General features: G+C 51.3%; 26 protein-coding genes. 19 read left to right on the top strand and 7 right to left on the bottom strand.

Translation table 11 applies throughout. From position 1 onward, the window contains the following. Window positions 1–35 precede the first annotated feature (35 nt). Window positions 36–2,186, bottom strand: coding sequence for a MobH family relaxase (mobH, locus tag DY250_RS07050; RefSeq protein WP_115611683.1), 2,151 nt, complete (start codon window positions 2,184–2,186; stop codon window positions 36–38). A gap of 3 nt (window positions 2,187–2,189) precedes the next feature. Further along, window positions 2,190–2,633 (bottom strand): hypothetical protein, encoded by a 444-nt coding sequence (locus DY250_RS07045; protein WP_115611682.1) that lies wholly within the window; start codon window positions 2,631–2,633, stop codon window positions 2,190–2,192. 295 nt (window positions 2,634–2,928) lie between these two features. On the opposite strand from DY250_RS07045, the gene DY250_RS07040 reads away from it, so the two are divergent. From DY250_RS07040 to DY250_RS13705, 18 genes are all read left to right on the top strand, one after another. After that, a complete protein-coding gene (locus DY250_RS07040) occupies window positions 2,929–4,038 on the top strand; it encodes a hypothetical protein (protein WP_115611681.1) in 1,110 nt (369 codons plus the stop codon). 197 nt (window positions 4,039–4,235) lie between these two features. Beyond that, the gene (locus DY250_RS07035; RefSeq protein ID WP_115611680.1) at window positions 4,236–5,066 is read left to right on the top strand and encodes a lytic transglycosylase domain-containing protein; all 831 of its coding nucleotides are present in this window, start codon (window positions 4,236–4,238) and stop codon (window positions 5,064–5,066) included. Next, on the top strand, window positions 5,066–6,145 hold the full coding sequence (locus tag DY250_RS14745) for a lytic transglycosylase domain-containing protein (RefSeq protein WP_281270365.1): 1,080 nt from the start codon (window positions 5,066–5,068) through the stop codon (window positions 6,143–6,145). Before DY250_RS07035 ends, DY250_RS14745 begins: the two co-directional genes overlap by 1 nt. Before the next feature lie 23 nt (window positions 6,146–6,168). Then, window positions 6,169–8,439 (top strand): type IV conjugative transfer system coupling protein TraD, encoded by a 2,271-nt coding sequence (gene traD / locus DY250_RS07025; RefSeq protein ID WP_172542262.1) that lies wholly within the window; start codon window positions 6,169–6,171, stop codon window positions 8,437–8,439. Between the two features lie 2 nt (window positions 8,440–8,441). Beyond that, window positions 8,442–9,164: an IncC plasmid conjugative DNA transfer DtrJ family protein gene (locus DY250_RS07020; RefSeq protein ID WP_115611678.1), complete on the top strand. Its 723-nt coding sequence runs from the start codon at window positions 8,442–8,444 to the stop codon at window positions 9,162–9,164. A gap of 9 nt (window positions 9,165–9,173) precedes the next feature. Next, window positions 9,174–9,611, top strand: a complete 438-nt coding sequence (locus DY250_RS07015; RefSeq protein ID WP_115611677.1) for an RAQPRD family integrative conjugative element protein — start codon at window positions 9,174–9,176, stop codon at window positions 9,609–9,611. Next, on the top strand, window positions 9,611–9,925 hold the full coding sequence (locus DY250_RS07010; RefSeq protein ID WP_115611676.1) for a hypothetical protein: 315 nt from the start codon (window positions 9,611–9,613) through the stop codon (window positions 9,923–9,925). The genes DY250_RS07015 and DY250_RS07010 overlap by 1 nt, the downstream gene beginning before the upstream one ends. 112 nt (window positions 9,926–10,037) lie before the next feature. Beyond that, complete coding sequence (locus tag DY250_RS07005) at window positions 10,038–10,511, top strand: hypothetical protein (RefSeq protein WP_115611675.1); 474 nt, start codon at window positions 10,038–10,040, stop codon at window positions 10,509–10,511. 11 nt (window positions 10,512–10,522) lie between these two features. Further along, window positions 10,523–10,897: a hypothetical protein gene (locus DY250_RS07000; protein ID WP_115611674.1), complete on the top strand. Its 375-nt coding sequence runs from the start codon at window positions 10,523–10,525 to the stop codon at window positions 10,895–10,897. Continuing rightward, window positions 10,881–11,525, top strand: a complete 645-nt coding sequence (locus DY250_RS06995) for a DUF2895 family protein (protein ID WP_115611673.1) — start codon at window positions 10,881–10,883, stop codon at window positions 11,523–11,525. Before DY250_RS07000 ends, DY250_RS06995 begins: the two co-directional genes overlap by 17 nt. A gap of 59 nt (window positions 11,526–11,584) precedes the next feature. Continuing rightward, entirely contained in the window at window positions 11,585–12,403 is an 819-nt protein-coding gene (locus DY250_RS06990; protein ID WP_172542260.1) for a DUF3438 family protein, read from the top strand. Window positions 12,404–12,414: 11 nt separating this feature from the next. Further along, window positions 12,415–13,992, top strand: coding sequence for a TrbI/VirB10 family protein (locus tag DY250_RS06985; protein ID WP_115611671.1), 1,578 nt, complete (start codon window positions 12,415–12,417; stop codon window positions 13,990–13,992). 13 nt (window positions 13,993–14,005) lie between these two features. Further along, a complete protein-coding gene (locus DY250_RS06980) occupies window positions 14,006–14,425 on the top strand; it encodes a TIGR03751 family conjugal transfer lipoprotein (RefSeq protein ID WP_172542258.1) in 420 nt (139 codons plus the stop codon). Continuing rightward, window positions 14,412–17,345: a conjugative transfer ATPase gene (locus DY250_RS06975; RefSeq protein ID WP_115611669.1), complete on the top strand. Its 2,934-nt coding sequence runs from the start codon at window positions 14,412–14,414 to the stop codon at window positions 17,343–17,345. The genes DY250_RS06980 and DY250_RS06975 overlap by 14 nt, the downstream gene beginning before the upstream one ends. A gap of 72 nt (window positions 17,346–17,417) precedes the next feature. Beyond that, on the top strand, window positions 17,418–18,404 hold the full coding sequence (locus tag DY250_RS06970; RefSeq protein WP_115611668.1) for a hypothetical protein: 987 nt from the start codon (window positions 17,418–17,420) through the stop codon (window positions 18,402–18,404). Next, entirely contained in the window at window positions 18,401–19,729 is a 1,329-nt protein-coding gene (locus DY250_RS06965; protein ID WP_115611667.1) for a hypothetical protein, read from the top strand. Before DY250_RS06970 ends, DY250_RS06965 begins: the two co-directional genes overlap by 4 nt. A gap of 11 nt (window positions 19,730–19,740) precedes the next feature. Then, complete coding sequence (locus DY250_RS06960) at window positions 19,741–20,421, top strand: hypothetical protein (RefSeq protein WP_115611666.1); 681 nt, start codon at window positions 19,741–19,743, stop codon at window positions 20,419–20,421. A gap of 15 nt (window positions 20,422–20,436) precedes the next feature. After that, on the top strand, window positions 20,437–22,245 hold the full coding sequence (locus DY250_RS13705) for a hypothetical protein (RefSeq protein WP_147293480.1): 1,809 nt from the start codon (window positions 20,437–20,439) through the stop codon (window positions 22,243–22,245). A gap of 182 nt (window positions 22,246–22,427) precedes the next feature. On the opposite strand, the gene DY250_RS06950 is transcribed toward DY250_RS13705, so the two are convergent. The 5 genes from DY250_RS06950 to DY250_RS06930 all read right to left on the bottom strand — a co-directional run bounded on the left by DY250_RS06950 (window position 22,428) and on the right by DY250_RS06930 (window position 25,752). Continuing rightward, complete coding sequence (locus tag DY250_RS06950; protein ID WP_115611664.1) at window positions 22,428–22,775, bottom strand: hypothetical protein; 348 nt, start codon at window positions 22,773–22,775, stop codon at window positions 22,428–22,430. 112 nt (window positions 22,776–22,887) lie between these two features. Then, window positions 22,888–23,562 carry a hypothetical protein gene (locus tag DY250_RS06945; RefSeq protein WP_115611663.1) on the bottom strand — a complete coding sequence of 225 codons (675 nt, stop codon included), beginning with the start codon at window positions 23,560–23,562 and terminating at the stop codon, window positions 22,888–22,890. A 104-nt stretch (window positions 23,563–23,666) separates the two neighbouring features. Next, the gene (locus DY250_RS15105; RefSeq protein WP_115611662.1) at window positions 23,667–24,026 is read right to left on the bottom strand and encodes a DUF3275 family protein; all 360 of its coding nucleotides are present in this window, start codon (window positions 24,024–24,026) and stop codon (window positions 23,667–23,669) included. A gap of 197 nt (window positions 24,027–24,223) precedes the next feature. Next, a complete protein-coding gene (locus tag DY250_RS06935; RefSeq protein ID WP_115611661.1) occupies window positions 24,224–24,445 on the bottom strand; it encodes a hypothetical protein in 222 nt (73 codons plus the stop codon). A 320-nt stretch (window positions 24,446–24,765) separates the two neighbouring features. Beyond that, window positions 24,766–25,752: a tyrosine-type recombinase/integrase gene (locus DY250_RS06930; RefSeq protein ID WP_115611660.1), complete on the bottom strand. Its 987-nt coding sequence runs from the start codon at window positions 25,750–25,752 to the stop codon at window positions 24,766–24,768. A 94-nt stretch (window positions 25,753–25,846) separates the two neighbouring features. On the opposite strand from DY250_RS06930, the gene DY250_RS06925 reads away from it, so the two are divergent. Next, entirely contained in the window at window positions 25,847–26,743 is an 897-nt protein-coding gene (locus DY250_RS06925) for a tyrosine-type recombinase/integrase (protein WP_172542256.1), read from the top strand.

The raw sequence follows: 26,743 nt of genomic DNA, 5'->3' as shown, positions 1-26,743 counted from the left end.
CCTGAACTGCTACGCTGCAAAATGTAATGACTTTCTCAGCAAAGTGCAAGATTTCCATTGTTTTTCGTCTTCATAATAATTTCTTTCACCTCTGCATCATTCTCACAAAATTTATCTATTTCAAATAAATAGTGATGGATTGGCTTATTTCCACCGAGAGGATTGCTCTCGGATTTCTTGATAATAAATTTATGAATTTGTCCGCGCGGAGCGGGGATATTGAGCTTTTTCGCGTGAATGGCGTTTTGAATGCGTTTGACAGTTGTTGAGTGGTCGGACAGCCCAAGGCTGGTACCAAACATGATAAAAATACGGGGGGTGACAACCGCGATTGCTTGCCGTTGCTTGTATGCCACTTTTTGAATGACACCGCTGGATTGGTTGATGACGATGGCTTTTTGGCGGATTTGCGCTCGGCACCAAAGCAGGAACTGTTCACCCAAATCGCTTTCAGCATCCACTACCCCTGTGTGCTCTGCTGAAACAGTATCTGCATTCCCCCCTGCGTCAGTAGAAACCGTACTTTCACCTGTTGCAGGCGTTTCTTTCCCCTGACCTGTTTCAGGATTCTGTTTTTCTTCTTTGCCGTAGCCGCTAGGGACGTCATCGATGATTTCATCCGTGCTGTCTTCAAAATTTGCTGCTGACGTAGTACCTGTTTCTGCTGCTTCAGCTATCAACGGACTGGGCACCGGTACAGTTGTGCCAAATGGGTCTTCATCAGGTTCAACCTCTCCCCCGTTCTTATTCGATATACCTGGCGCAGGATTAGCGCTTTCTCTTTTCTCTGTTTCAGGGGATTGTAGGTTTCTACCTGTTTCAGGAAAGGCTTCATCAACGCTGTCCGGGAAGGGGGATTTCTCTGGCTCAGGTGCCCACGCCTCTTTAACTACCGCTGCAACAGCCATCGTATGTGCCGGGACGCCGGCTACAGCGGCTTCAGGCCGAACTGCCGACTGCTCTGCCGGGCGCATACTGCTTGCTGGCAAGCTGCTAGGCTCCGCTGATTTTCCGGCGACCTCGGTAATCGTTCCGCCGACAAGTTCAGGAGGCGGCACCCTGAACAGACGGTTGCTGCGGAATTTGATCACGCTAAATGTTTGTACTTTGTCTCCCCAGGCACGACGGATGTAGTGAATGATCTGACCCGTATCGGGGTTTGTTTCTGCGAACGCGTATTCTTGGAAAATGTCAAAGATGCGGTTGTTATCGCTGGGAATATCTTTCTGTCCCTGTTCCGCCAACGTGGATCGCAGATCATCGGCCAGCGTCTTACTGACGATGTAGGTGAAGTGGCCGTCTGCCGAGGTATAGACGTTTCCGTTGCCCCGATTGATGACAAAATGATTGCTCGACAACAAAAGTCTCAGTTGGGTCATCAGCCGTTCGCCAATATTTTCCAGATTTGCACTGGCGAACTTGCGGCTGTCGCTGTGCGCCAAACTATGCCCGGTTGAGGCTTGGTCGGCCAAACGCAAGATCAGGCCTATGGAACCGTCGTTTTCCACATTGCCGTGGATATAGGCCAGCAGTTCCTTCATCACATGAATTTCCGGTAGCAGAAAATCCAGCCCGACGCGGGGGAACAAATGAGCCATGAAGGCCAGTCCCATCTGCTCGTGCATTTTGTGGTAACGGGGCTGATGAAAGACGATCTGATAGCGCTGCCCCGCCAGTTTGCCAATATCCGCCGCAAACGGATCGAAAAAGTGGTTGTCCCTGTTAAGGACAAAACGTCCCAAGGTCAGGCGCTTGCCCACGTCGTGCAGGATCGCGGCGGCAAAAATGGCGTATGTCCAGAGGTGTCGCTGTGCTTCTTGTATTTCCTGTGCTTCCAGCAGCGGCAATTTGTATTGCTGGCGCAGGGTAAGTGCATGTTCCAATACCTCTACCGTGTGAATAAAGAGCCCGCCGGGAACAGCATGGTGGTGTGCCTGTGACGCCGGCATCAGTTGTACCAACTCGGCAAAACGTTCAATCACTTCCTGATACAGAATTCTGTAACGCGTATCGTCAATCTGCACGATGCGCTTGATGTTGCGCAGCCGTGTTTGCTGTTTGGTGAAGGCAAATAATTCCTCAGCCGTCATCACAGGTAATTCGCGGTAATCCAGCATCCTGTCTGCATCACTTCCCTGTCCGCGAGCAGCTGTAAATGACGTGATTTTGCGCAATAGTCTGAGCATGATTCAACCGGGCTGCATGTCGCTGAAAAGGCTGACCCGGCTGTTGATCCAGTCCTGAATCAGGTCAGTCGAAGGATAAGCTTCTGACTGCGGCCGACAAAACACACGCTGTCCACGGTTACGTTGCAAGAACTGTTCCAGAGGTTCGACCAGTGCATCCCATGTGGCGACATTATGGTTAGCGCTGTCTCTGGCGACCACTCTGTAGCGGAAGCATTCCAGGTCTGTGATGAAATGCCGGATGGCAATTTTCAGCTTCTGCACGGATGCCGAGGGATAAATGATGTCCAGGCGGGACAGGAATTGTTCAAGTTGATGCTGTGGCAGATGTTCGCTGGCCACATCCTGGCGCTCAAACCCTTTGTAGTGCGCCAGCAGTGTATCAATGACCGGATCATACGCGGCGATCGCTTCCCGATAGTGGGGGGCAAGCTCGTCTGTTGTCATGTGCACGTACCTTTAAACCTTTACGCCTTTAAAAACCTTTAAAGGCCCTTAAAAAGCCCTTAGACCCTTGAGAAGGCCCTTCGGCCCTGGATCCCCTTCCCCTGGCCTTTACCACGCGAGGCCCGCATGGGCCGAGCGTTCCTTTAGGAGTAGGAACCCTTCGGCCATTCTAGCCATTAAGCCATTAGCCTCTCGCAAATACGGCATTTTTTATCCCGCTAATTTTTACCGCAAATTCTGACATCCGCTGTTGCCGTCATGAGAATGCCCACATCCAAATCACCACGGAGAGGCAATGTCAGCATTTCGCAAAATTCCGGTTGCAACACTGTTCGTTGCCACCGCAGCCGGCGCACAGACCTACTATGGCAACGGCTACACCATTGTTGAGGGCACAGATAGCGGACAACTTGCCAGTGATTTGGATGCGAAGGTGTTCAAAACTATCAACGCCTACTCCGTCGAGGACGGCCTGCGACAGCTGCTCGCCGGCAGCGGCTGGGAACTGGCGCAACCGATGCATGCTGACCCACAAATCTGGCGGCTCTACCGCCAACCGTGGCCGGACAACAAACGCACCATCAGCCCGATGCCGCTGGGCGAAGCCCTATCGTGGGTTGCCGGCGACGGATGGGCACTTGTCGTCGACCCCGTCAACCGGCTTGTCTCTTTTGAAGTTGCCCCCCGTTACGCCCACGCCGCACTATCGGCGCGACCCACCACCGCTCCGTCCGCAGCCGCACCGGCAGCAGCACCCATGCCGACAACGGCGTACGGTAATGATGTCTACGCGGATATTCCCCCCGGCAACAGCCAACCTTCGCTGCAAATCCCGTATGGCAGCTATGGCACATCCTCCTATACCAACAGTTATCCACCTACCTCCCAGCCGCTGACGACCACCTCTCGTGGCAGTGGTGGCAACAGCTGGCGGGATCAGCACTATGCCGTCAGCAATGACAGCTACGGTGACGGACAAACCTATTTTGCCGACACCATCACCCAGCGCAGTGCGGCAAAACCGACCTCAGATAAACGTGAGACAAAGACCAAGGAGCGCAAAGAACGTACTGCCTTACGCCCGACGGTGGATGCTGCGGCAGCAAAAACATCGGTCACGACTAAATCAGTCGCAGAGAAGAAAGTTGCCCCAAAAAACCCGACAGCAAGCAAGGAATCGACGGCTGCCACAGTGAACACCACAAAAACCGCTGCCGCTGCAAAAGACAGCAAGCTGGACGGCGGTAAAAAAGCCACCATCCCCGGCAAAGCTGCTACTGACAAGGCCAAAAGTGCAAACAGTGCAACTGAAAAAACCGGGACCGGCAAAGAAACTGCCACCCCGCCACCCACAAACAAGACAGCAACAGAGAACACAGCCGCCAACCCGGAGAAACAGCCGTGAGATTGTTTGCCCTTACCGTCATTGCCTCCTCTCTCATGGCCTGCAGCAGCACAACACCGCCGGATCCGGCCAAGACCTGCAATTACCGCCTGCGTGATCTCACCGTCAACTGGTACGAACGAAACTATTGGTGCGTACCAGAAGGCAAAGCCCCGGTGAGCTCCCCACGGATCCACAACAGGCAGGGTGAGTAACTGATGAGTCTGTCACGCAGTCTGCTAACCGCCGTATTTCTGTCGTTGCTTCTCGTTGGCTGTAAACAAAAAAGTCATACGACTAATAAAAGCTCTGCGGAGAGCGGTAATAGCAGCTATGCCTTTTCTAATGCTTCCGGTGAGACTCTGCCGACGGACGAAGCAATAGACAGTGCGGATGCTGCCGCCATGGTGGATGAAGGCTATCCCGTTCGCACACCTAATTACAGTGGCGCATGGGATCCACCCCCGGAAAACCAAAAACCTTTGCGGGGTGAAGCCCGCGCAAGGCAATTGAAGTATATGCATATGGCAAACCGCTATGCACGTGCCGGTGGACAGAATCCGTTTTTCATTCAGGCCATCATCACGATTGAAAGTAAATACCGCCCATGTGTCAAATCTCCGGCGGGAGCAGTCGGTTTGATGCAGTTTATGCCCGGTACGGCAAACGGACTGAGAAGAGTAACCGGTATAACTGCAGCGACACGCTGTAATCCGGATCTGAATGTCCGGTCCGGGGTTGCGTATTTCAATCAAATGGGGTGGGCCAAGGGCAACTTGCAGGCCATGGCAGCCGGATATAACAGCGGCCCGGCGAGAGCCAAGGCGCTGCTGTACCGGAATACGAAAAGTAAATACTGGCGCAGCGCCCAACCCAGCACATCAAATGGTGTCCCAGGTCCGCATTACTGGGGCGGTGAAACCTATAACTACGCCCGGCGCATGGCTGGTTACTATGAACTGTACAAAGCCAATCCTCACCTGGTAGGACTGGCAGACAGTAATAGTGGTATCGAAGGCTCCGGCTGTGACGCTCGGGGGGAATGCTGATGCGTTCCCTGTTGCTCGCCGCCTTGAGCTCGTTGGCTTGTCCTGCTTTTGCCGATAATACTGTACCGATGGAGGGTAATACCACGGTGGCTACCCCGCGCGCTGCTCTTGCCAATGCGCCGATACCGGCCGATTTGCCCGATTTTTACCGGCAGGTGGCGGCTCGTCGTGGCATCCCCGGTGAAACGCTGTACCGACATGCGCTCGATCGTGCCGGCTGGGTAAACGAGCACAAATTGCTCGTACCCTGGCCATGGACGGTGCGCGTCAACGGCCAGCTCTACCGCTTCCGCTCGCGCCAGGAGATGTTTACCTGGCTGCTCAATCAGCGCGGCAAAGCCGGCATTGTCTTTGGCATTGACGAACGTCCGCTCCGCCAGCAAAGCCGCGAGGTACTGTGGGCTGAGATGGAGGTCGCGACGATGCTCGACCGCGCTGCCCTGCGCTTGTCACTGCCCCTACAACAAGTGGCACCCGCGCCCCAGGGCGGTAAAGCGGTGGCTGCGTCCCGACCAGCAAAATCCCTGCCGGCTCCAGCCAGTGAAGAATTGTCCGCCCTCATCGCCCAGGTCAGCCGCGAGACCGGAGTTGACCCCCTGTTGCTACATGCCGTTACCCGGCAAGAATCGGGGTTCAAGGCATCGGCTCGATCGCCCAAAGGGGCGATGGGCTTGATGCAGCTCATGCCAGGTACTGCACGTGAACTCGGCCTGAGCCCGGCACAGTATTACGACCCCTATGCCAACCTCTTTGGTGGGGCAACCTACCTCAAGCGACAGATCGACACCTTCGGTTCTCTCGAATTGGCCCTGGCTGCCTATAACGCAGGACCGAACGCGGTGCGCAAATATCGCGGCGTACCGCCTTACCGCGAGACCCGTGACTACGTCAGCCGCATCAGCAGCCACTACCGCACCTTGCTGGCACAGCACCGCCCGGCACCGGCCAAGACCAAGAAAGTGGCATCCGGAGAGAAACAGGGCAAGCCGCAACGCCTGGCACAGAGCAAACAGCGCCGTGTTGCCCTGGCACAGGAAACGCCGGTGATGCTGCTCAATCCGGCACAGGGGTACGACTGATGGAACAGGGTAAAGAAGTCCTCTTGCGCGACATCTACGAGTATGTCCCAGCCACCGCCTACACCGCCGGCTCCGGCATACTGCTGCTCGCCTCCGAATTCGCGTTTACCGTCCCCACCGTCGCCTACACCCTCTCCGGCCTGTTCATGGCACGCGCCGCTCAGCTCTACCGCCGTGGCCGGCGTGTAAAACGCTATCAGAAGAACCTGACCCGTCTGCCGATGTACCGCATGCGCAGCAAAGACATCCCGGTATCGGATAAGGTACAGTTTATGGGCCTCGGCTTCGAATGGCAGAGCATCCACACTCAGCGTGCCTTTGACCTCTCGCTGCCGCAGAACATCAAATACCGCCAGTACCCTAAATGGTACAAGCGGATGCGCAAGCTTGAAATTGCTCTTGAGAAGGCGCATCACATGCGCTGGCTGACCCGTTTTACTTCGTCCACCTGTGCCGCCGAGCATCCGCTGTGGTTTTTAAACCCGTGGCCGCCGGCCCCGCCGCTGGAAGGCCAGCCGTGGCTGCACGGTGTCGGGCTCTACGAACCGGAAGAAAAACTCTTCCAGGATCTGGGCAACCGCGTCGGTCACACCCTGGTCATCGGCACCACCCGGGTCGGCAAGACACGTTTTGCCGAACTCATCATCACCCAAGACATAGCGCGTGGCGATGTCGTCATCGTCATCGATCCCAAGGGCGATGCCGACCTGATGTTGCGCTGCTACACGGAAGCGGTGCGCGCCGGGCGCGAAGACAAATTTTTCTTCTTTCATTTGGGCTACCCGGAAATATCGGCGCAGTACAACCCGATCGGCAGCTATATGCGCATCACCGAGGTCGCCTCGCGTATTGCCGGCCAGATGCCGGCAGAAGGGCAGAGTGCCGCCTTTAAGGAATTCGTGTGGGGCTATGTTAACCAGGTCGCGAAAGGCCTGGTCGGTATCGGCCAGACCCCCAATTATCCCCTCATCAAAAAATACAGCCAGCAGCTGGAGCCGCTCTACAACGAGTACATCGACCGCCTCCTCGGTGAGCGTATCCCCAATTATCAGGCCGAGCTGCGGCGCTACATTGAACTGATGCGGCTGGAGCCCAAGGAGCGCAGGGAGCAGGGGCTGATGGACGATGTCTCGCAAATCAAGCGCGACCGCGATGCCGTCGCCCGTTATCTCCTCTACAAGCACAATCTCGGCAAGTATGCCTTTTCCGAAACGGAGCTCGATACCGCGCAATCGCTGACAAAAGCCTTCATCACCGACCAGCAGTATTTGTCGAAGCTCATCGCTTCGCTGGATCCTTTCCTCGAGAAGATGACGACTGGTGCAGTCGCGCAGCTGATTTCGCCAACCTACCTGGATCCAAAAAAACCGACGTTTGATTGGGGCTCCATCATCCAGTCCGGCGGCATCGTCTACGTCGGCCTCGATGCCCTCTCCGACCAGGAAGTAGCGCGCACCGTCGGTGCCTCCATGCTCGCCGACCTGACCTCGCAGTATGGCCGCATTTATAAGGAAGGGCGCAACCACGGCCTGCCTGATGTCGGCGTGGAGATCAAGGACCGGCCCATCCGCATCCACATTGACGAAGCGAATGAGCCGGCCGACAAGACCCTGATCCCCTCACTCAACAAGGCAGGTGGTGCCAACGTATCCGTCACCGCCTACACCCAGACTATCTCTGACTTTGAAGCGCGGCTCGGCAACCGTGCCTATGCACAGCAGATGCTCGGTAACTTCAATACCGTCATCTTCTTCCGCGTCCAGGAAGAGGATACGGCGCGGACCTTCACCGGCAAGCAGCGCAAGGTACGGGTCAAGAGCATGCAGACCTTCTCCGGCGCAGCCGACAACCCGGATATTCATTCCGGCATCGACTTCACCTCAAGCACAACCTCCCGGATGACCGAGACGGATATTGAATCAATCAGCCTCACCGACCTGACGCAATTGCCCAAGGGGCAGTTTTTCGGGATCTGGGACGGCAACAAGCCCTTCAAGGGTCGGGTGCCGCTGCTCATCCCCGAGCGCAATGACCGCATCCCCAATGATATCCGCCAGGTAGCCGCCAAGATGCGCGAGCACTATCAATCCAACATTCCGCAGTGGTACGGCTATCAGGACCGGTTCAACCCGGTGGCGGTTTTGAACGAAGGGGAAAACGGTTTTGATGCAGCCAGCCAGTTCAAGACAGAAATTCAGCAGTGGGTGAATGAGAGCGACATTGACTTTATCGGTACTGACTACTGGGATTCCCCGGCCGACAGTCTGCACGACAACATGGATCTGGATGAATAGCTATGGCCAAGAAGAAACAGCAGCAGAACAACGTCGCAGAGAAACCGAAGAAACGCAGCCTGCTCGGGCTGTTGTTCATGCCGTTTGGTTTGGTGCTCGCCATGGTGAGTTACCTCATCCTCTCGGTCATTGTCAGCACCGGTATTGAATGGGCCGGAATGCTGTTTGGCTGGTGGGATTACGGCCATGCCGAGCGGACGCTGGCGGTCGAGCTGACCTATCTAGGCGACAACTTCACCACCACCCTGCTGGGTATGTCGGCACAGGATGCCGGCCAGACGGTCATTGCCTGGTTCAAACACTGGCTGGTGCTGCCACAGGACGCGCCACATGGTATCGGGCAGAAGCTCATTTCCACCCAAGTATTGGAACAATTCTTGGCGAAATGGGCCTATTACCGCAATGCCTTCATTTTTACCCTGATGGTAACCGGTATTCGCTGCCTCATAGTCTCCCTCTCCACTGTGCTTCTGGTGCTAGTCGGTATGCTGGCCGCCATTGATGGTCTGCACATGCGTGAGCTGCGCAAGGTCACCGGCGGCGTCGAGCATGCTGGCGTCTATCACCACGCCAAAGCCCTGGTGCCCTACACCATCGGTCTCTCGCCGGTCATCTATCTCAGCTGGCCCAACCCGGTCAATCCCAATTACATCCTGCTGCCCGGGGTGGGTCTGTTCTACCTCGCCATCCTCACCAGTTTCGCCACCTTCAAAAAGATTGTTTAGGAGTTCGTCATGTCCAAGTCTTCGCCTCCCACAAAATCGTCTAGCCGAGTATGCAGCCGTCGCACCGGAATTACAGCGCTCTTGTCAATTTGCGCCGCCTTATTACCCCTCAACGTAATGGCTGATGAGGCTGACATGCCACCACCGCAAAAGGTACCGAAAAAGCGCAAGGCCAAACCCGTAGCGCAGCCGCAACGAAGTGAACAGGCAGAAATCGAGTCTTTATTGCGAGAAATGGAATTTTTACGCGAGCGCGCACAGAGCCTGCAGGGTCGTTATGGCAGATCGGGCAACGGCAAGATTCGTTTCAACTACGACGCTCTCATTGCGCAAATGCGTACGACCGAAGCGGGTATTCGCGATTATCTCAATGCCCGTATTGACGTCATCCATACCACACCACCACCGACAGTAGGTGGCAGCTTGATTCGCGTGAGGCCGAACTAATGGCAGACCAAAAAAACGAAAAACTTTCATCTGGCTCTATGAAGAACGACGTCGCCCTAATTAAGGCCGCATTCAATGATAACGCTGAGATCCAGGGACTGAGAAAAGACTACGGCAGTAGCGGTTTTTTCACCGTGGTTATCGTGGCAATCGTGCTCGCCATGCCGCTTTTACTCGGCCTTTATGCCCTGGGGCGTAAAGCAAAGGAAGAAAAGAGCGAAGAGGCCGTCAACGGGATGGTCGGCACGATCATGTTACTGGTTGGCACCCTGGTTGTCCTTCTTGCCTACATCAGTATCGCGACGGTTCGTTGAATCAGGATTTTTAACTCGAGACAGCAATGGAGGCAACGGCAACAGACACACAAACACAGCGGTTATACACGTACCACAGCAATTCCTTCTACAACCCGAAACCGGAGAATTTATGAATCCTATTTCAACCCCACCTGCTTTATCCCTGCCCAACCAGAGCCTTTTCCGCTTGCCGGCAGGCTTTTCCATAGACAAAGGCGCGTTGTTGCGGCTGTTGTTTGTTGTCGGGATAGCTGCCCTCTTCCTCTGGGGCAATGATGTCTTTGCGGATCAGCTCAAACTGCCTACTGGTGATACCGATCTTGGTATTCCCGGTGTCGCGGCAAATGATTCCTGGGGCAAGAAAATCGTGATGGCTATTGCCTACATCATCATCATCATGGCCTTGCTCGGATTGGGGCTTATCTTGGTCAACGTACTGTTTTCCCTCGCCGGGGTATCGGATGATGCTCGCAGTCAAGATGGCGGCATGGTTCTTGTGCTGAAAAAAATCGGCATCGTAGTTACCGTCGTCGTACTCGGGATCCTTATTTTTACACTAATAAATTCATACATATTGGATCCGATCTACAAGATGTTCTCGTAAGGCTATCTATCATGGCAGAAACCCGTAGCGGCAAACGCAGCAAGCCGGCCAAGACCCTGAGCCAGTTGGAAGAAGAACCTCAAACCGGTTTTTTCGGCTTGACCTATACCGAGGTCAATCTGGTATTCCGAAAATGTCTTTTGGTCATTGTGCTTGCGACCTTGGCCCTGATGCCGTTTATACGCTGGGAAATCGCCGCGATCGTGTCCATTTTTATCGGCTGCGGCTACGGCTGGATGATCATTGTAAAAATGTCATCCCGCCGGGCCGGCAAGCCACTCTTCTATCACCTGCATATCAGGACTTGGCGCAGCCGTCGTTTTATCCAACCCGGCAGCATTGTCCGCTTTCAACGGGAGAGGAATCCCTATGCCGGCCCAAAATAAATTTCAAAACGAAGAACGTAATCAGCGATTTTTGCATCGCGCCATTGTCGGTTTGATTTGCGCCTTTTTTTTCATGGCTTGGAGCGTGTGGCGCTTGCCACAGCAAATTACCGTCTATCACCCTCCAGACATTAGCCAAGGCTACGTTGACAAAGTAGGTGATGTGCCATTGGCGACCATCTATGGTTTTGCCCGTACCTTGTGGGAAACGATCAACTATTGCGACAAGGATTGCGGCGAAGAATACCCAAAACAGTTGGAAAAATACCGCGCTTACCTGACCCGTAGTTGCTATGAAGATCTCTACGAGCACTACCGCACGCATCGCAGTCTGTTCAGCTTCCGTAGCCGCTTATTGTTACCTACTGACAATGCCATGTTCAGCACGGATCGTGTACGCAAACGGGAGGGGGCATATGAATGGGGGGTCAAACTGGAATACGAGCTGCGCGACGTGGTTAATGGTACAGAAACCCGTATCAGCACCATGGAATACCCCTTAAAAATCGTCAAATCCGGTCGTCCCCGAGATGTCAATCCCCATGGTCTTGAGGTGGACTGTTACTTCAATGACGGGCCGGTGGTCATCGTGCCCGAACAAAAAGAGAAAAAAGAGGAGGACCGGTGATGAAGCGTTTTCTTCGCCACTTATTGCTTGGCACGTTACTGATAATTAGCACTACAAGCATGACCACAGCACAGCAGAATAACGGCGTGAAAGAAATCACCTTGAGCGAGAAACCGATTAGCCTGCGGCTCCCCTTGCAGAAAGAAGTCATCGTACGCTTTCCGCAGCCGGTCACGCATACCGATTTACAGGATCAAAGTAAGGTCAATGCTTTCACAAACCTGCTTACACCGGATGGCGTGCTGTATCTACGTGCGGTAGAAGCCTTTGAACCTACACGGATGATCGCCCAGCTGGTTGATGGCAGATTGGTGATGCTGGATGTTTCCGGGGCAACGATGGGGCCTTACGACGGTGATCTGCTGATTCGTGATCCTGCCGCACAGCCGGTAGCACAGGAACCCGCCAAGAATCCCTACAAACCTGCTTTTCTGGAAGATGGAGCAGCCAAAACCCTCAATATGGCAGAGGGCGATCTAGGTGGAGCTGCGACTGTACAAAGTGGCGATGCGGAATTTCACCAGATGGTGCGTTACGGCTTCAGGCATTTTGTGGGACCTGCCCGCCTGATCGGGGATGATCTCGGCAAACCGGTCAAGGTAGGCAAAAGCGATGTCGCCGCAACTTTATTGCGCATGAACGATGGCCGTCTTTCGGTAAAAGCACTGAAGCAATGGGAAATTGGCGATTACTATTTAACGGTTCTACTGGTAAACAATAAATCCCCCTCTGCGGTCGAGTTTGATCCTCGCACTATCCGTGGGCGTTGGGTCTTTGCCGCTGCGCTTTACCCCGTTTTGGAAGCGCGTGGTAGCCGTTTTGATCAGACACTGTGGGCACTGATTAGTCAGGTGCCTTTTGATAAGGCGCGACAGTAGGAGGAAATGCCATGACCGTAGGTAAATTCCTGATGATAATGGTGCTGGCAATGCTGTTCGGTGTTGCCTGGTTCGTCTTTCAATTTTCCCATTCACCTGCCGTCAGCACGCAGCAATCTGACAATTTCTTTAGCGATAACTCTTCCGAGACAAAACGCCGTGCGGATGACCCGACGTACAGCGAAGAGTTACGCAGGAACACGGAATTGACCCGTGACACGCAAAACCGGCAGCGCAACCTGGAAGCCGATCTGAATAACGTCCGCGAAGCCATGACCAGTAGTCGTGAGCAACAGCAGGAGACCAAGGACAAAGTCGAAAACGTCAGTGCCCAGGTAAAGGAACTGCAACGCACGCTAGAAAGTAGCAATAAACCTGATCCGGCCCTTGCCAAACAGATGGCCGAGCTGAATGAAAAACTGACGGGCATGCAGGAACTGCAACAACAGCAACAGGCGCAAAATGAGACGCGTGAAGCCCGTATTCGCGAACTGGAAGGACTGTTGGAGCAACAGAAGCAGGCGCAAGTTGTTACCCCACCGGATCCCAAGAGTTTGCTGCCGGATAACGGGCAACAGGGCGACATTTTGCAGGGTATCACCACTAACACAAGTCAAACCCTGGGCGATACGGATGGTAGAGCAAACAACGGAAATAATCAGCCGCGCAGCCACATTACACTGCCTTATGGCAGCAAGGGTTATGCCGCCGCCTCGCAAACCGGGAACAATGACATCCTCAGTTCAGTATTGGGAGGCATCGGAAATATCGGTAATCCGGTACCGCCGGCAAAACTCCAGCCCGGTATGTTGCCGGTCGCAGGCGAGCGGAAGAAAGAAGACCAATGGCCGACCGTTTTCCCGGTCTATACCCTGCCGCCTTCCACCATTCTCAGTGATGCCCTCCTGGTCACGCCCATTATTGGCCGGGTGCCACTAGAACGCAGTGGCAATATTGAAGACCCGTTCTTTTTCAAGGTTGAAATCGGCGGTAAAAACCTCGCCGCTAATGGGCATCAGATTCCGGGGGTCGCCAAAATGATTGCCAGCGGATACGCCACCGGGGTGCGCGAGCAGGAATGCGCGCGCGGCTACATCGACAGCCTCACCTTTATTTTTATTGATGGCCGGATAGTCACTCAGGGCAAAACCAGTGGCGAAGGCTCCAGTAGCGGCAAAGCGCTCGGTTACCTCACCGATCCTTGGGGCACTCCCTGCATCAGGGGGCGCTACATCAGTAACGCCGGCGATTACATCAAATCGCGCGGTATGGCCGCTTTCGTAGAGGCAGCTGCCGACGCGCTTTCGCAAGGGCAGGTGAGTTACCGCCAGGACAGCAACGGCAATTACAGCGCCATGCTTGACGGCAGTATCTATCCCTACATCTTTGGCCGTGGCGTCTCCGGTACCGCGAAAGAAATCGCCGACTACATTCGCGAACGCACCTCTGCTGCGTTTGATGTGATTTATGTAGCCCAGGGTAAACCGGTACAAATCATGATCAACGACATGATTCAGATTGACTATGACGCAAATGCGCGCAAAGTCAATTATTACCGTGAACCCAAGCGAAAAAGCGCTTATGACTAAGCAGGAGTTTCCCATGATCAATTGTAAATATAACCGGCTTCTGCTCCTTGCCCTGTGTGGCCTGGCATTTAGCGGTTGCTCCATGATGCGTCCGAAGCAGGAAAAGCTGTTGCCGGAATCCGGACCGACGACGGCAGAGTTGCTGACGGGCAAACGGGAGGGGAACTCTGCTTATTACGGAGACGGTATCCGGGCAGATTATCTTGGTATACCGCTAACGGAAGGCTATGCGCCCAACAGCAGCTACTCGCTCGCGCATGTTAACGAACTACGGCGTGATTTCCGGCAGGTACCTAACCCGGAAATAACAGCGTACGTCTTCCCGCACATCAACAACGGGGAATTGCCGGTTCCAGGCTATTTCACGGTATTCCGCCTCTACGAGCGGGACCATTACGCACTGGAACAGGAGGGCTTCCATGAGGATCGCTGATGAACTGCTCGGCATGCTGCGTCGGCGCAAGTCTGAATCCGTACTGTCGTTAGACAAAGGGGATAAGGGCGCTTCGGCAAAAGTGCACCGAACCGCACCACACCAGGATGAAGAACCCGGCCTGACCCAGTTCAAGGTTAATCCCTTCGTCAGCGCCCTGTTGCGCCTTTCCGGGGAATGGCCGCTTTTTGGAACTCCACCGCTGTCGCAGAAGCAGTATCGTGCTTTGTTCAGCAATGCCCCCTCATTCTGCGATTATTTTCCGATCTACGACTACTGCGATGAAGATGAAACCTATCTGCTCAATGACGGTATCAATATCGCCAAGATCTGGCGGGTAAATACCCGTTATATGAGTGCGCGCAGTCCGGAAGCGCTGAATCAGTTCAATGAAGCGCTGACGCGCGCGCTCGACCTGCTGCCGGCCAATAATGGCGATGAAGATTATCCCTACATCGCCCAAATTTTTGTACGTGCACTGGAGGCGGAAAATATCGCCGACGATTTCGAGGCCGCCGTTGCTGCCAATGGCTTGAGCGATGATCCCCTGAGCCGCCACACGCTGGATATTACGCGTGAGCATCTGAATCTGCTCACCCACGAAAAAGGAGTCTTCCCTGACAGCCGCATCAGTGGTGAACATCAGGGGTGGCGGGTAGCCGATCAAGCTGTTTACCTCTGCATTTACAGCCGCCGTCCTGAGCGTTTTTGGAAAAAACATAACCGCAGCCCTGCGGAACAGGCCAAACATGACCTGAGTGCCTTCGTCAATGCGATGAGCGCTGCCGGTATCAGCCTGAAGCCGTTGTTGCCACATGACCTGGTGAACTGGCTGGCCCCCTATTTTGGGCACAAGCGCTTCACTGCTGCTGATATTGCTTCGCGTCGCGAAACGGCCGCCTTCGATCTTGGGCAGCTGATTTTCCATCACCCGGCACGATACCACCGCAGTGAAGAAGCCAACGAGCGAGGCATCTGGCGTTTCGGGGATTACTGGTATCGCTACCTCACCATTGGCGGTATTGATCACCCGCCCCGCGATGGCGAGATCACCATCGGCGTACAGGAAGAAGACAACGACGGTACCAAAATCAATGCCTCTCTGTTTGAACGTCTGCCGCAGGGCGCGATGATGACCTGGAACATCATTCCCCAGACCGATCACCAGATGGAGATGGAGATTGACCTGATGCGCGGCATGGCCAAAGGCGGGGCGTCCAAGCGAGCCAAATTTGCGGCAGAGCAGGCGGATGAAGTCCAGGAAGAGATGATGCGGTACCACCATAAGGTGTTTTATGCACAAATGGGGCTATTCTTGCGCGGTACTTCGTTGCGCGATTTGCTCGACGCAACCGAAAGGGCCAGCGCAACCATTGCCACCACCAACTGCATTGCAGTTATTGATCCCAGGGATGATCTCATCAGCCAGGACAGTTTTGTGCGTGCCCTGCCGGCAGTTTATGACTTCAACCATGACCGCAATGCTGCCTTGCGCGCCCGCAAATGCTACACCGTGCATCTGGCTTCCCTGCTGCCGTTTTATGGCAATAAGAGCGGTTCCACTCATCCCTGCTACCTGATGTTTTCGCGTAGCGGCGAGCCGTTCTATCTCAACCCGTTCCATCCCGGCGACCGCTCACGCGTTTCGCACGAGGTGTTCTTTGGTCCAACCGGTTCCGGTAAATCGGCCACCATCGTCTATATGACGCTGATGAGCATGGCGGTCAATAACCCGCGCATGTTCATTTTTGACTACGGTAACAGCTTCGGCTTGCTGGCAGATCACATGGAGCGCTATGGCAAGCGTGTACGCCGCTTCACTCTTAATGCGAACTCCAATGATGTCCTCGCTCCCTTCTTCGAGACACAGAAAGCGTTGGCTGAAGCTGAAAAAGCTAAGGCCATCAGTGCCGGAACCTGGGTACCTGATGCCGATGAGATCAAGGAAAACGAAGACGAAAAACGCTCCTATCTGAACGAGATGGAATACATCCTGCGCATCATGGTCAGCAAGGATGGACAGCAGCTCAGTCCCTCGGAAATTTCTCGCCTCAACAAGGCATTGGTTCGCGGTCTGCAGATTTCTGTCGAAAGAGGCGAACCCCATGCCCGCCCTGTGCATATCCGTGATGCTTTTCTAGAAATGTCGGTTGAAGAGGCACAGAGCCCCAACAAGGTTGATGACATCGTCAAGGAACTGCGCGAACGTGCTGATGCCATGGACGGTTGGACCCAGGGGTTGCGCGGCACGCTCTTTAACCGGACTGCCAAAGGCTTTGATCCTGATGATGATCTGACTGTCATTGAGCTGGGCGCTCTTGGCGGGCTGGGCAACGAGTCGTTGCTGGCGGTTGCCGGCCTCTCCGCCATCTACACCATCACCGCCATGGCGGAAAAACTGCAAAACAGTGGCCGAGCCATTGAAGTAAAAATTGATGAGGCTCACTTGTGGGCCAAAATCAAGTTGCTGATGTCCGGACTGGTCGTCGGCTCCAAGGTTTTCCGCAAACTCAACTGCTGGCTGAACGTGATCACCCAGGATATTTCCGACTTTACCGGTGATGCCGCAAAGATTCTGTCCAACGCGGAATTCTGGTGGCTGATGAAGATGAGCCGCAAAGAGGTGAACGAGTTGGAAACCATCCGCAATCTCACGCCCGAAGAGCGGCATCTGCTCGATTTTCCGCGCAAGGAGCAACAACGCTTCGTAGAGGGTGTGTCTTTTTCCGGCAAATTCCCGGCGACATTGGTGCGTTATATCCCGCCCTCCCTCATTCTCGCGCTTGGTCAAACCGACGGTAACGAAAAAGACGCTCGTAACCGTCTGATGAAAGAACACGAAATCAGTGAGTTGGAGGCGGCCTACATGATTGCCGACCAAATCACCGCTGCTCGACGCAAATACCAAGAAGCTGCCTGACTTTGGGGCTTAAAGGAGACTCTTTATGCCGCCATTTATCACACCATCGCGAAAACCAACCGGAGAACATTCATGAACAAAATAAGGATATTGGCGTTGCCTCTGGCTCTAGCCTTAGCAACAACAGCGAATCATGCTGCCACAGTGAATTACAGCCGAATAGGCTCAGGCGAGTCCGGCTTCAAACAATATTGGGGGCTATCCGATGATGAATATCGTCGTTATCGCAATTATATGGAAATCACCAATAACCGTTATCAGAACTCCAGTCCATTGATGGTACTTTCCATGATTGCGGAAAAAGATGAGGAAAAGATTTACTACGCGCGCGAGGCAGCCAGATACGAACACGAAATGGTCAAACGAGAAATCCATACGGCCTGGCTGGTCAGCCAGTCAATGAGTGAACTGCAATTGACGAAAGAAATGCAGAAATTTACTGATGATCTGACAGGTATTAAAACCTTAGGTTATGTGCCGGATGATCAAAATCCGGAATGGCGCGATGGCGATACGCTGGTGCTTCTGGTTGATGATTCCTGTTTGACTGCCGGCTGTATCGGTCAATTTACCGACCGAATTAAGGCGGTCAAAGGAAAAGTGAAACGTCAGGTAGTGGTTAATAGCAAGCAACCGCTATCAGAAGCCGCGCAAGCGATTATTAAAGGTTGGCCGGAGACGTATATCACCCGTTATGACCCAATTGAACATCATTATCTTAACGCCAACCAGGGCTACAACGTGCTGCTACATGTGCGCGATCGCACGACCGTCAACATTGTGCCGGACATACGCTCATCTGCTTCAGCAGAGGCGGTCAATCGGGGAAATAGCGGTATAGCTCCCGCTTCCGGGAAAACGGACGCCCCTATCACAGTTAATGTGTCTCCCTCTGCCTCAGTGAACCAACCAAGCACATCAGCCAATTCGTCTTCCTCAAACGGGAAAGTTCCTGCCACGAGCACAAAACCGGCAGCAATCGCTACGAAGCCCGCGTCATCTACGACAACTTCGCCTAAAAATACTATCAATCCATCCAAACAGGGAGGTAAATCATGAAGTCCCAGTCTAACCGTCTCGCCCTGCTGATGACATTGGCGCTCACAGCAAGTCCCCTTTTGGCACAAACAAAATCGCAGCCCACAGAAGATGACGGCAGCAATGATGTTGAAGCGGTGTTGGGAGAAATTCGTGGCGACAAGGTACCAGCCGGGGACAACGGCCGTTTCTATTTGCCGGGATCAGCTGCTGCCCGTGACAATATCAATCCCGGTTCCTATTCAAAACAATTCCGCCTAGATGCACATCTGCGTGCCGGGCTGACCAATCGCTGCGGTTCTCTGAATTTCTTCCATAATATCGAAGCGGAGGCCAGACGCCTGCAACACAAGATTTCAGAAACACTTCACAAAGCTCAGGCAACCATCATGGCCTCAATATCGGGGGCAGTTTCCAGCCTGTTTCAATACATGCTGATGAAGATCAATCCAACTTTGGGTGAACTCGCCACCAAACAGTTGGATGAAGATATTGAACTGTTCAATCTCAAAGTAAAACAATGTGAGGACTACGAGCGGGAAGTACGCCAAGGGAAAAATCCTTTTGATGAAATTGCGGAAATTGCCGTAGGGGAGCAATGGAAACAGACCATTGGTATGGTCAATGCCAAGGAAACCACGCTGGTAGAGGCGGAAAAGCATCTTTTTGAAAGGGCTCGCAAGAATGGGGTGCCAATGGCGGATGGCAAAAACTACGGGGGGGAGGGGCAAGAACCGATCAATATCACCAAGTCTTTGCTGAAAGCTGGTATGAACCTGACGCTTTCTCGCGGTGATAAAGAACAATGGGATAACGATTTTAGCGGTGATGTGAAGAACAACCCGATTTTGGGAGATTTCAAAAACGCTAAAGAGTTATACAACTTCATAGAGGAAATTTACGGCGCAAACGAGATTACTATCGGCGAAAGCGGTGCACAGCCAACCAATGTTAATGCTATTGCAGGGCGAGGATATGAACGGAAATATACGAAGTATCGCAACGAATATATCAAGGATTTGCGAGATTATGTGTATTACCGCATCAATCGTCCAACGTTTGAGAAAAAAACAGGGCAAATTATTCCCCCGGCAGAGCTGGATGATATTCGCAAGATGCCGGAATATCCAATGGAAATGGAGATCGAAGCACGTGCACAGCAATATGCGATCAATCGCTTGCGCCGTAATCTCTATTTTGCAAAACAGGCGCTCAAGACAGGGGTTTACGCACCTGACTTACAGCAATCAGGTATGAAAGGACCATCCGAGATCGAGTATCGATCGCTCTACTACCGCATTCTGGATGATATTCGCGAAATCGGCCAACGTGCCTGGCAGTATTGAAGGGAAGAATAATGATGCAAAAGCAGTACAACACACCAGCTAATGACGAGAAAGAAGCCGCTTCCGCACAACCATCATTACCTTCGGATATGCCGGTTTCTGGAAACGATATGATGGCTGAACAGGGGCAATCACTCACTGCGAATAACTCATCCCCGACAACAAGGGGTAATCAAGCGCCAGTGGAGATAGAAAACGCCTCCCTCGCTTATTATCAGGGAGGCAATGAAACAGCACCCAAAAGCGGCGATACCATCGTCATTATCAATCCTACGAAACCCCGCTGGCGGCGGTTCAAGCGCGGATTCAGGGCGCTGGGGGTGATATTTGGATTAGCACTGCTGGCGGTTTTGCTGGACGCTATTTTAGGCGAAGAAGCAGTACCCCAAATGCGGGGCATAGTGGAGCAACTTTGGTGGCCGGCCACTCTGCTTCGTTGGACAATTTATATTGTAATTTCCTTCCTAATATTGCCGGTATTTATGAAGCATGTGCGTAGTCGGGCCATGACCAATCTTGAAGAACAACAGCGGCAACTGTTCCTAAACGGAACCCCTGATCAAGTGGCATTACAGCAAATTGAAACGGCCAGGTTACGTATTGCGCGTTCTGGGGTCAAAGCTCGCTATGTATTTTTAGTCCTTATGTGCTTTGATTTACTTACCCTGCAACTGCCTTATATTTTACGTTAAGGCAAGGAGATTAAGATGAATGTTAATAACTACTTGGAAGCATTTCTTACTGTCTATGGATGGGAATTCTATTACATGCTCTATTTGCTATTGGCATCACTAGGGCTGTTCCTTTACCCTGTTTTAAGAAGCTTTGCCGGAATTTACATTGATTATTTATCTGATACGAGAAGTAACGGGGATGAATATTTAGCAAAAATGCTAACTGTAGGTATATTAACAACCTTAGTCTTTTTATTTTCTGTTGTACCAATAGTACCAGTAAAACTCAATCAATTCTCATTAAAAGGAGTATGTGGTACTGAGAAGTATGAAATTGATAAAGTAAATGGCAATGGAAAGTATTTTGCTGAAGACAAGACAAGCATTCCGGTACTTCCCTGGATTGCCATGATGATTGGGCAAGGGATCAACAATACTATCTATAAATTAACTCCGTGTGCACCAGATGTGACCGAGGGTCAAAAAGCCATTTGGAATGCAAATTTGGATCATAATAAAGCTCTTTATACAGAGTATGAGAGGTATCGAAATGAATGCCACGTACCTATTACTAATAGATTTAAACAAATACTTGACGGGAAATTTACAACAAAAGAAGAACAAGATCAGCAAAGATGGTTAGAGAGATGGATTGAAGATTTAGGTGGAAAAGATGAGCAAACACGTAATATCTTACTTAATGGTTTAGATTCAAAGTTAATTAAAGAGGTTGTATACAACGAAAAACTAACATCCCCCAATGGCATACCCGTATATAAATATTTTAAAGCACAAAATCCTGTCACTGGATTTACAGGGGACGATGGCTCCGGGCAAGCCTCTAAAGATGCCCCCCCTACTTGTAAAGAATGGTGGACTGGACAGGGAGGAAAAGCTGGGCTGAGGACAAGATTAGCTGAAGAGTTATCCTTTGATGTGGTTCGAAGACTAGCAGCAAAGCAAGGAGGAGATTCTTTATTTGGTAAATATAAAAGATGCGATCCTAGATCTTCCGAAAATAGCGATTTAGTTACAAAGGACAAAAAAGGTCAAATCACCGATTTCAGCAATCAATTTTATCAAAATTGTAGAGCACAACTTTCACAAGTGATATTCTCAGGAGATGACGATAAACTAGTCACAAGACTTCTAAATTTCGATCAGGGGAATTTTGCTCGAGATGACGTACTTTCTGCGGGAGAAAAGAATAATTTACAGGATGCCGTAGCTGCTACTATTGTTGCTGGAATAGCATCTTTTATTTTAAGTTTCTTTACAGACGTAGACCTGACAGGAGGCGTAATGAATACTGTAGTTAGTTTTTATGCATCATTTTTCATGTTATCGCTTCTCCTAAAATTCTTACTACCCTTAATTTTGATGGTTATTTATATGTTTTGGGGGATTTTTATGGTTAGTGCACGACTAGCCATAGATGGAGTAATAAAAGGAATGTTTCTAATAGTTTCTTTGATTGTAATGCCCGGTATATGGGCGGTTATGAATCATCTAGATGATAAAATATGGGAGTCCATGCATGGCACGGAAGCATCTAGCATGTCCTTTGACTTTATACTATTAGATGCTTCGTTTCAGGTTATCAAAGTCGCTGCCGTGTTTATCTTGTTCTATATGATTAATCTGGGCGAAGGGGTAAATCCGGGGCAAGTAGTGAATAGCAGTCAAAGTGAAGCGAAAAATTTATCTAGTGGTTTAGGTAGCACAACTGGAAGAGCAGCAGGTGGAGCGGCACGTGGATCATTCCGTGCTATAGGAAGAGGGTTGCGTAGAGTCGGCCGTGGTATAAAGTCCGGTTTAGGAAAAATATGGAGAGGGCGGTAGAAACTATGTGGGGCACAACAATACTTTAAGTTGGGCAACGGACAATGACGAACATAGTATTTCAAAGAAAACCAATCCCAGAAAATAATCTGAATTCTTTGGCGCGCCTCTCCTTACTAGCGGGACTGTCTTCGGCGCGCCACCTTCTAACCTTAATTTCTGATATTGGTATAAGATTGCTATTAATCTGAAATCTTTAAATAGTTATCATACCTATCGTAGCTATCATAATCATCATAGCTATGATTCAGAAACGAATGATTTCTTTGATTATCATTCAATTCTTCTAATTTTCGTTGCTTCAATGTCGACATTACCTTAGCTTCTTTCCATCCTTCGGCAAACCCTTCTACAAAAAGCCCCAGCAGACTCTTTCTGTCACGTTGCATGGGTTGCTTTTCGTCTGGCACTTGGACATGCCATCCGTGTGCCAATCGGGTAGCTTGCTGCTGTGCCGACAATGCGGTAAGTTGCTGACGCAGAAGCGCTAGTTCTGCTGGCGTTGGTGGCAGTTGCGTTTTGTCCCACATATCCGTCTCCTTTTTGATTTTTTTCAGATATACGCCCAATGTAGCAGGAAGTCAAGAGCAGTGTGGCTCTTGCGCGAGACGGGGGAGCCTATGGTAATCAACGCAGGCTTCATTACTTCTTGCGTTTTTGCGCCTTGTTCTGCTGCTGGAATTCTTTTCCCGAAAAAGTGACAGTGGTCTTGTCATATGTAGCAATAAAATGATTACCTTGAACTTTATAAGCAGCTTTTTTAGATAGCATCCGATTGTCACTATATATAATAGGTTTCTTATCTGCACCAATAGCAAGAATAAAGTAGGGAAAACGATCCTGTCTATTGCCACCATCATCCGTAAATAGTGGATAAACTTCATACTCACCAATCGAATATGGCTTTTTACTATCGAATCGAATGAAACTGCCATACATGTATTCTTCGGTATCACGGGTTTCCTTGTATCCGGGAGGATACATGGAGTCAAGCACTACCATGCCGTTGAAAAGCAGTTGCTGGCCCTCTCCTGCAACCCGCTTACTGAACTTCCCATAACGGGAAGGCAATACATCATCCAGTCCCAGGTTCAATGCTTCATTTTCATCCCCCACATTTTCTGTCGAAACTACTGGCAGTATGTTCATTGCGCTGGGGGCTTCGCCGGACCCTGCTAGCCGTGGTGTTGAGGTGTCCCGGATGCAAATAATACAATCTTCGCTCCCAATCAGCTTGAGCGTTCCCCTGCTCTCAATGCAGCCGCTTAATAGTAGGGTAGCAATAACGATGACCGTAGTTGTGCGATGTGCTTTCATGTGTTCTCCTCCAGATGGTTCTTTGATATTTCACATTAGACAGCAAGTGTACACAAAAAAAGGGAGCCAAGGCTCCCAATTGAAAGATTTGCGGATTTGGAAAATCAGGTTGGATATTTTTCTCCTTCGTCCAAGAAACCCTCGCTAAAGGCAAAGGCCAGGTCTAGCAAGGTAGGACGTTCCCTCTCAGTTTTAGGGGTACTGAGGCTATAGGACAGGAGTATCGCACGGATAGCCGTGTGATACGTTTTCCCTACTTTGTAGGAAAAAGCCTCGAGCGCAGCGATCTCGAACACGCCGTCGTATGTACCTTCAGCAAAATTCTCGAAGCACTCGGCTTCGTCAATGACGAAGTCCCCGACGTTGCTTTTCAGCAACGTCTCCTGATTACCCTGATGATAACTTACTTCCAAGGACGCAGATAAAGAGAGCGAGGCATCTGCCTCGCTATGGTACGCATACATTGATGCCTCCTAACAAAATGAAGACATCATTCCCACGAGGAAATGACGTCCTCATGGGATTGAGTTATTGAAAATATCTTTATTTCTTTTCTTCTTCGCTATGTTTTTTTCCATAGTGAATTACACCATAGCCATAAGCGGCTAGGGAAAAACAGAAAATCAAAAAGATCACGTCACCCGCAGTGATGTTTGTCATGTTACTCTCCTTCACCTTTATAGGTGATTTTGACGGCTATGAGCAATAATGCATATGAGGCTATCATTGCAAATATTGCATATAGAAAACCTTTGCTTGCAATATTAAAAAGGCATGCAACGGCTGAACCCGCGCACGTGTTGGCGATGATACGCCGCTGCTCAAATTGCAGCGCGAATATTTTTTCTTTTTGACGCAGAAGATGCGTTTTTATTATTTTCATGATTACTCCGATGGATTGATGTTCCCAAAGGAGTAAACTTTTCCCCAAGGGGAAAGGTTTTCCCCTATGGGTTGGTTGAGGCCGTATCCGACCAGACACTGCGAAGAGCTTCGTCACGGCGATGATGCCGTTGCCGGTATCACAGACGATTTTCACATCTCAAGATGAGGTGCTTTTGCGAAACGCTCCGGCTCTTTTTAACGTGCTAGGCACGATAATCAGTTTTACCTTACGCTATATGCCCGGACAGTTCAACTCACAAAACATCCTATTATTCAGTAGGATGAAATAGGGGTCGCTTCTGCCGAAGTATCAGCGAATCATGAATTGGGCTTGCTGTCAGACTCTTCCCCTGTGCCGTCGGTCTGGGCCTTGATGGCATGCGGATGGAACGCACTCACGGCTTTCATCTGTTCATCAAAATCAAGGTGACAATAACGGGTGGTTGTATTGATGCTCTTGTGACCCAACATCACCTGCACCGAGCGGATACTGTGACAAGCGCGCAGCATTTCCGTCGCAAAAGTATGGCGGAACATGTGCGGGGTGACCGGACAGCCGCAACGCTGGATGCCCATGGCTTTGACGATTGCGATAAGTGTTCTTGCACTCATCCTTTGGCCGTGGCAATTGAGGAAGACATATCGGTTGGCATCCTTTTGCCGGTCAACGTTTTCGCACAGTAAATAGCGTTGTAGGGCATTGACGGCCGCTTCGCCGAGGTACACAGTACGGTTGACCCCTCCTTTCAGCGTGGCAATTGTGCATTCTGTCAGGTCTACAGAGAGATGCCTCACCCGAATATTGCGCAATTCGCTGTTGCGCACCCCGGTGCTGAACAGCACTTCCACGATGGCCTGATTCCGCAAGGCCAGGCGGGATGGCAGCAAATCAGCTTCCTGCTCTGCAGGGGTGCAAATCTGTTCCATCTGGAAAAGCGGGATATTGCGTGGCAGACTGTCCTCTACCGGTTTGCTGTGTAGCAACCAGCTCATGGGAGCTATCTGGTGGTTGCGTTCCAGCCAGGTCAGAAATTGCCGCAAATAGATCAGGTAATTGTTATAGGTGCTGGTTTCGAAATCTCGCAGAGTAAAGAGGAATTCATGTATGGTCTCAAGCCGTAATTTGCGTAGATTACGGGTTCTGCTCTGGTGCGATTCGAGAAAACCCAGAAAATACCGCACCACCCGGGTTTTGCAGCAGAGAGTGTTCCGATGTTGTTTCTTGCAGTTCAAATAGGCGGCATACTCTTCGTAAATTGCGCGAAAATGGCGCAGCGTTCCTTTTTCTAGATACTTCTTTTGCATGTTGCACTCCACTGGTTGTTAGAAGTGCTAACATGCTAATAACTAGATGTTTTTTAACTGTGTTTGCATCCCTTTGATGGTGCCGGAGTCATTAATGTCCACAGAAGAAACTGATGCGTTAGATGCTTACGCCGAATATCTGACCGATATCGTGGGCCAGGACCAGCAAACCACGACGTGGCATATCCGTTATACCAAGCGATTTCTCGAATATGCGGTATCTCACCAACTTAGTTTGGCTGAATTAGAAGAAAGACATTTACAACAATATTTTCGGGAAGAAAACCTGACCGAATCCGCCATTGGCAAAACCTGTACTGCTGTCAAATTCTATTTCCGCTATCGGGTTCAGCTTGGTGAGCAAAGCAATAATCCCTTTGAATTTATTTCCCATCCTGGCTATCCGGACCGGATTCACCGGTTTTACACCTGCGCAGAGTTAGAGCGTTTATTGGCGATGCCGGATACGTCAACGGATCTCGGCTTGCGGGATCGCACCATCATGCAATTGCTCTACGATACCGGGATACGTAACACCGAATTGCGTTTGTTGACTTTGCCAGACGTTGATTTACGACAGAAGACGATCCGTATCATCCGCAAACGTCGTAAAGAGCGCTTGGTGCCTTTATTGGAAACCACGGTGGACTGGCTCACCCGTTACCTGAAACGCCGTATGCTTTTGTTCCATGAACAAGGCTCAAATGTCCTTTTCCCTTCAACCAAGACGGGACAGGTCATGGATATTTCCACACTATGGCGTATTATCAAGAAGTACGCGCAACAGGCTTGTCTGGATGATGGTTTTACAGTCCACACCTTACGTCACGCCTTTGCCTCACACATGCTGGCCAATGGTGCCGACCTGCGGGTCGTGCAAATTTTACTTGGCCACTCAAATATCAGCACAACACAAATCTACGCCCAACTGGAGCAGCAGCAGCTCAAAACCCTGCATCAGCAATATCATCCGCGCAGCAGAAGCCAATAA

This window comes from Cardiobacterium valvarum (assembly GCF_900460955.1).
GTDB classification, from domain to species: Bacteria; Pseudomonadota; Gammaproteobacteria; order Cardiobacteriales; family Cardiobacteriaceae; genus Cardiobacterium; species Cardiobacterium valvarum.
The sequence above is the reverse complement of the archived record's forward strand: the minus strand, read 5'-3'. Positions and strand labels throughout refer to the sequence as shown.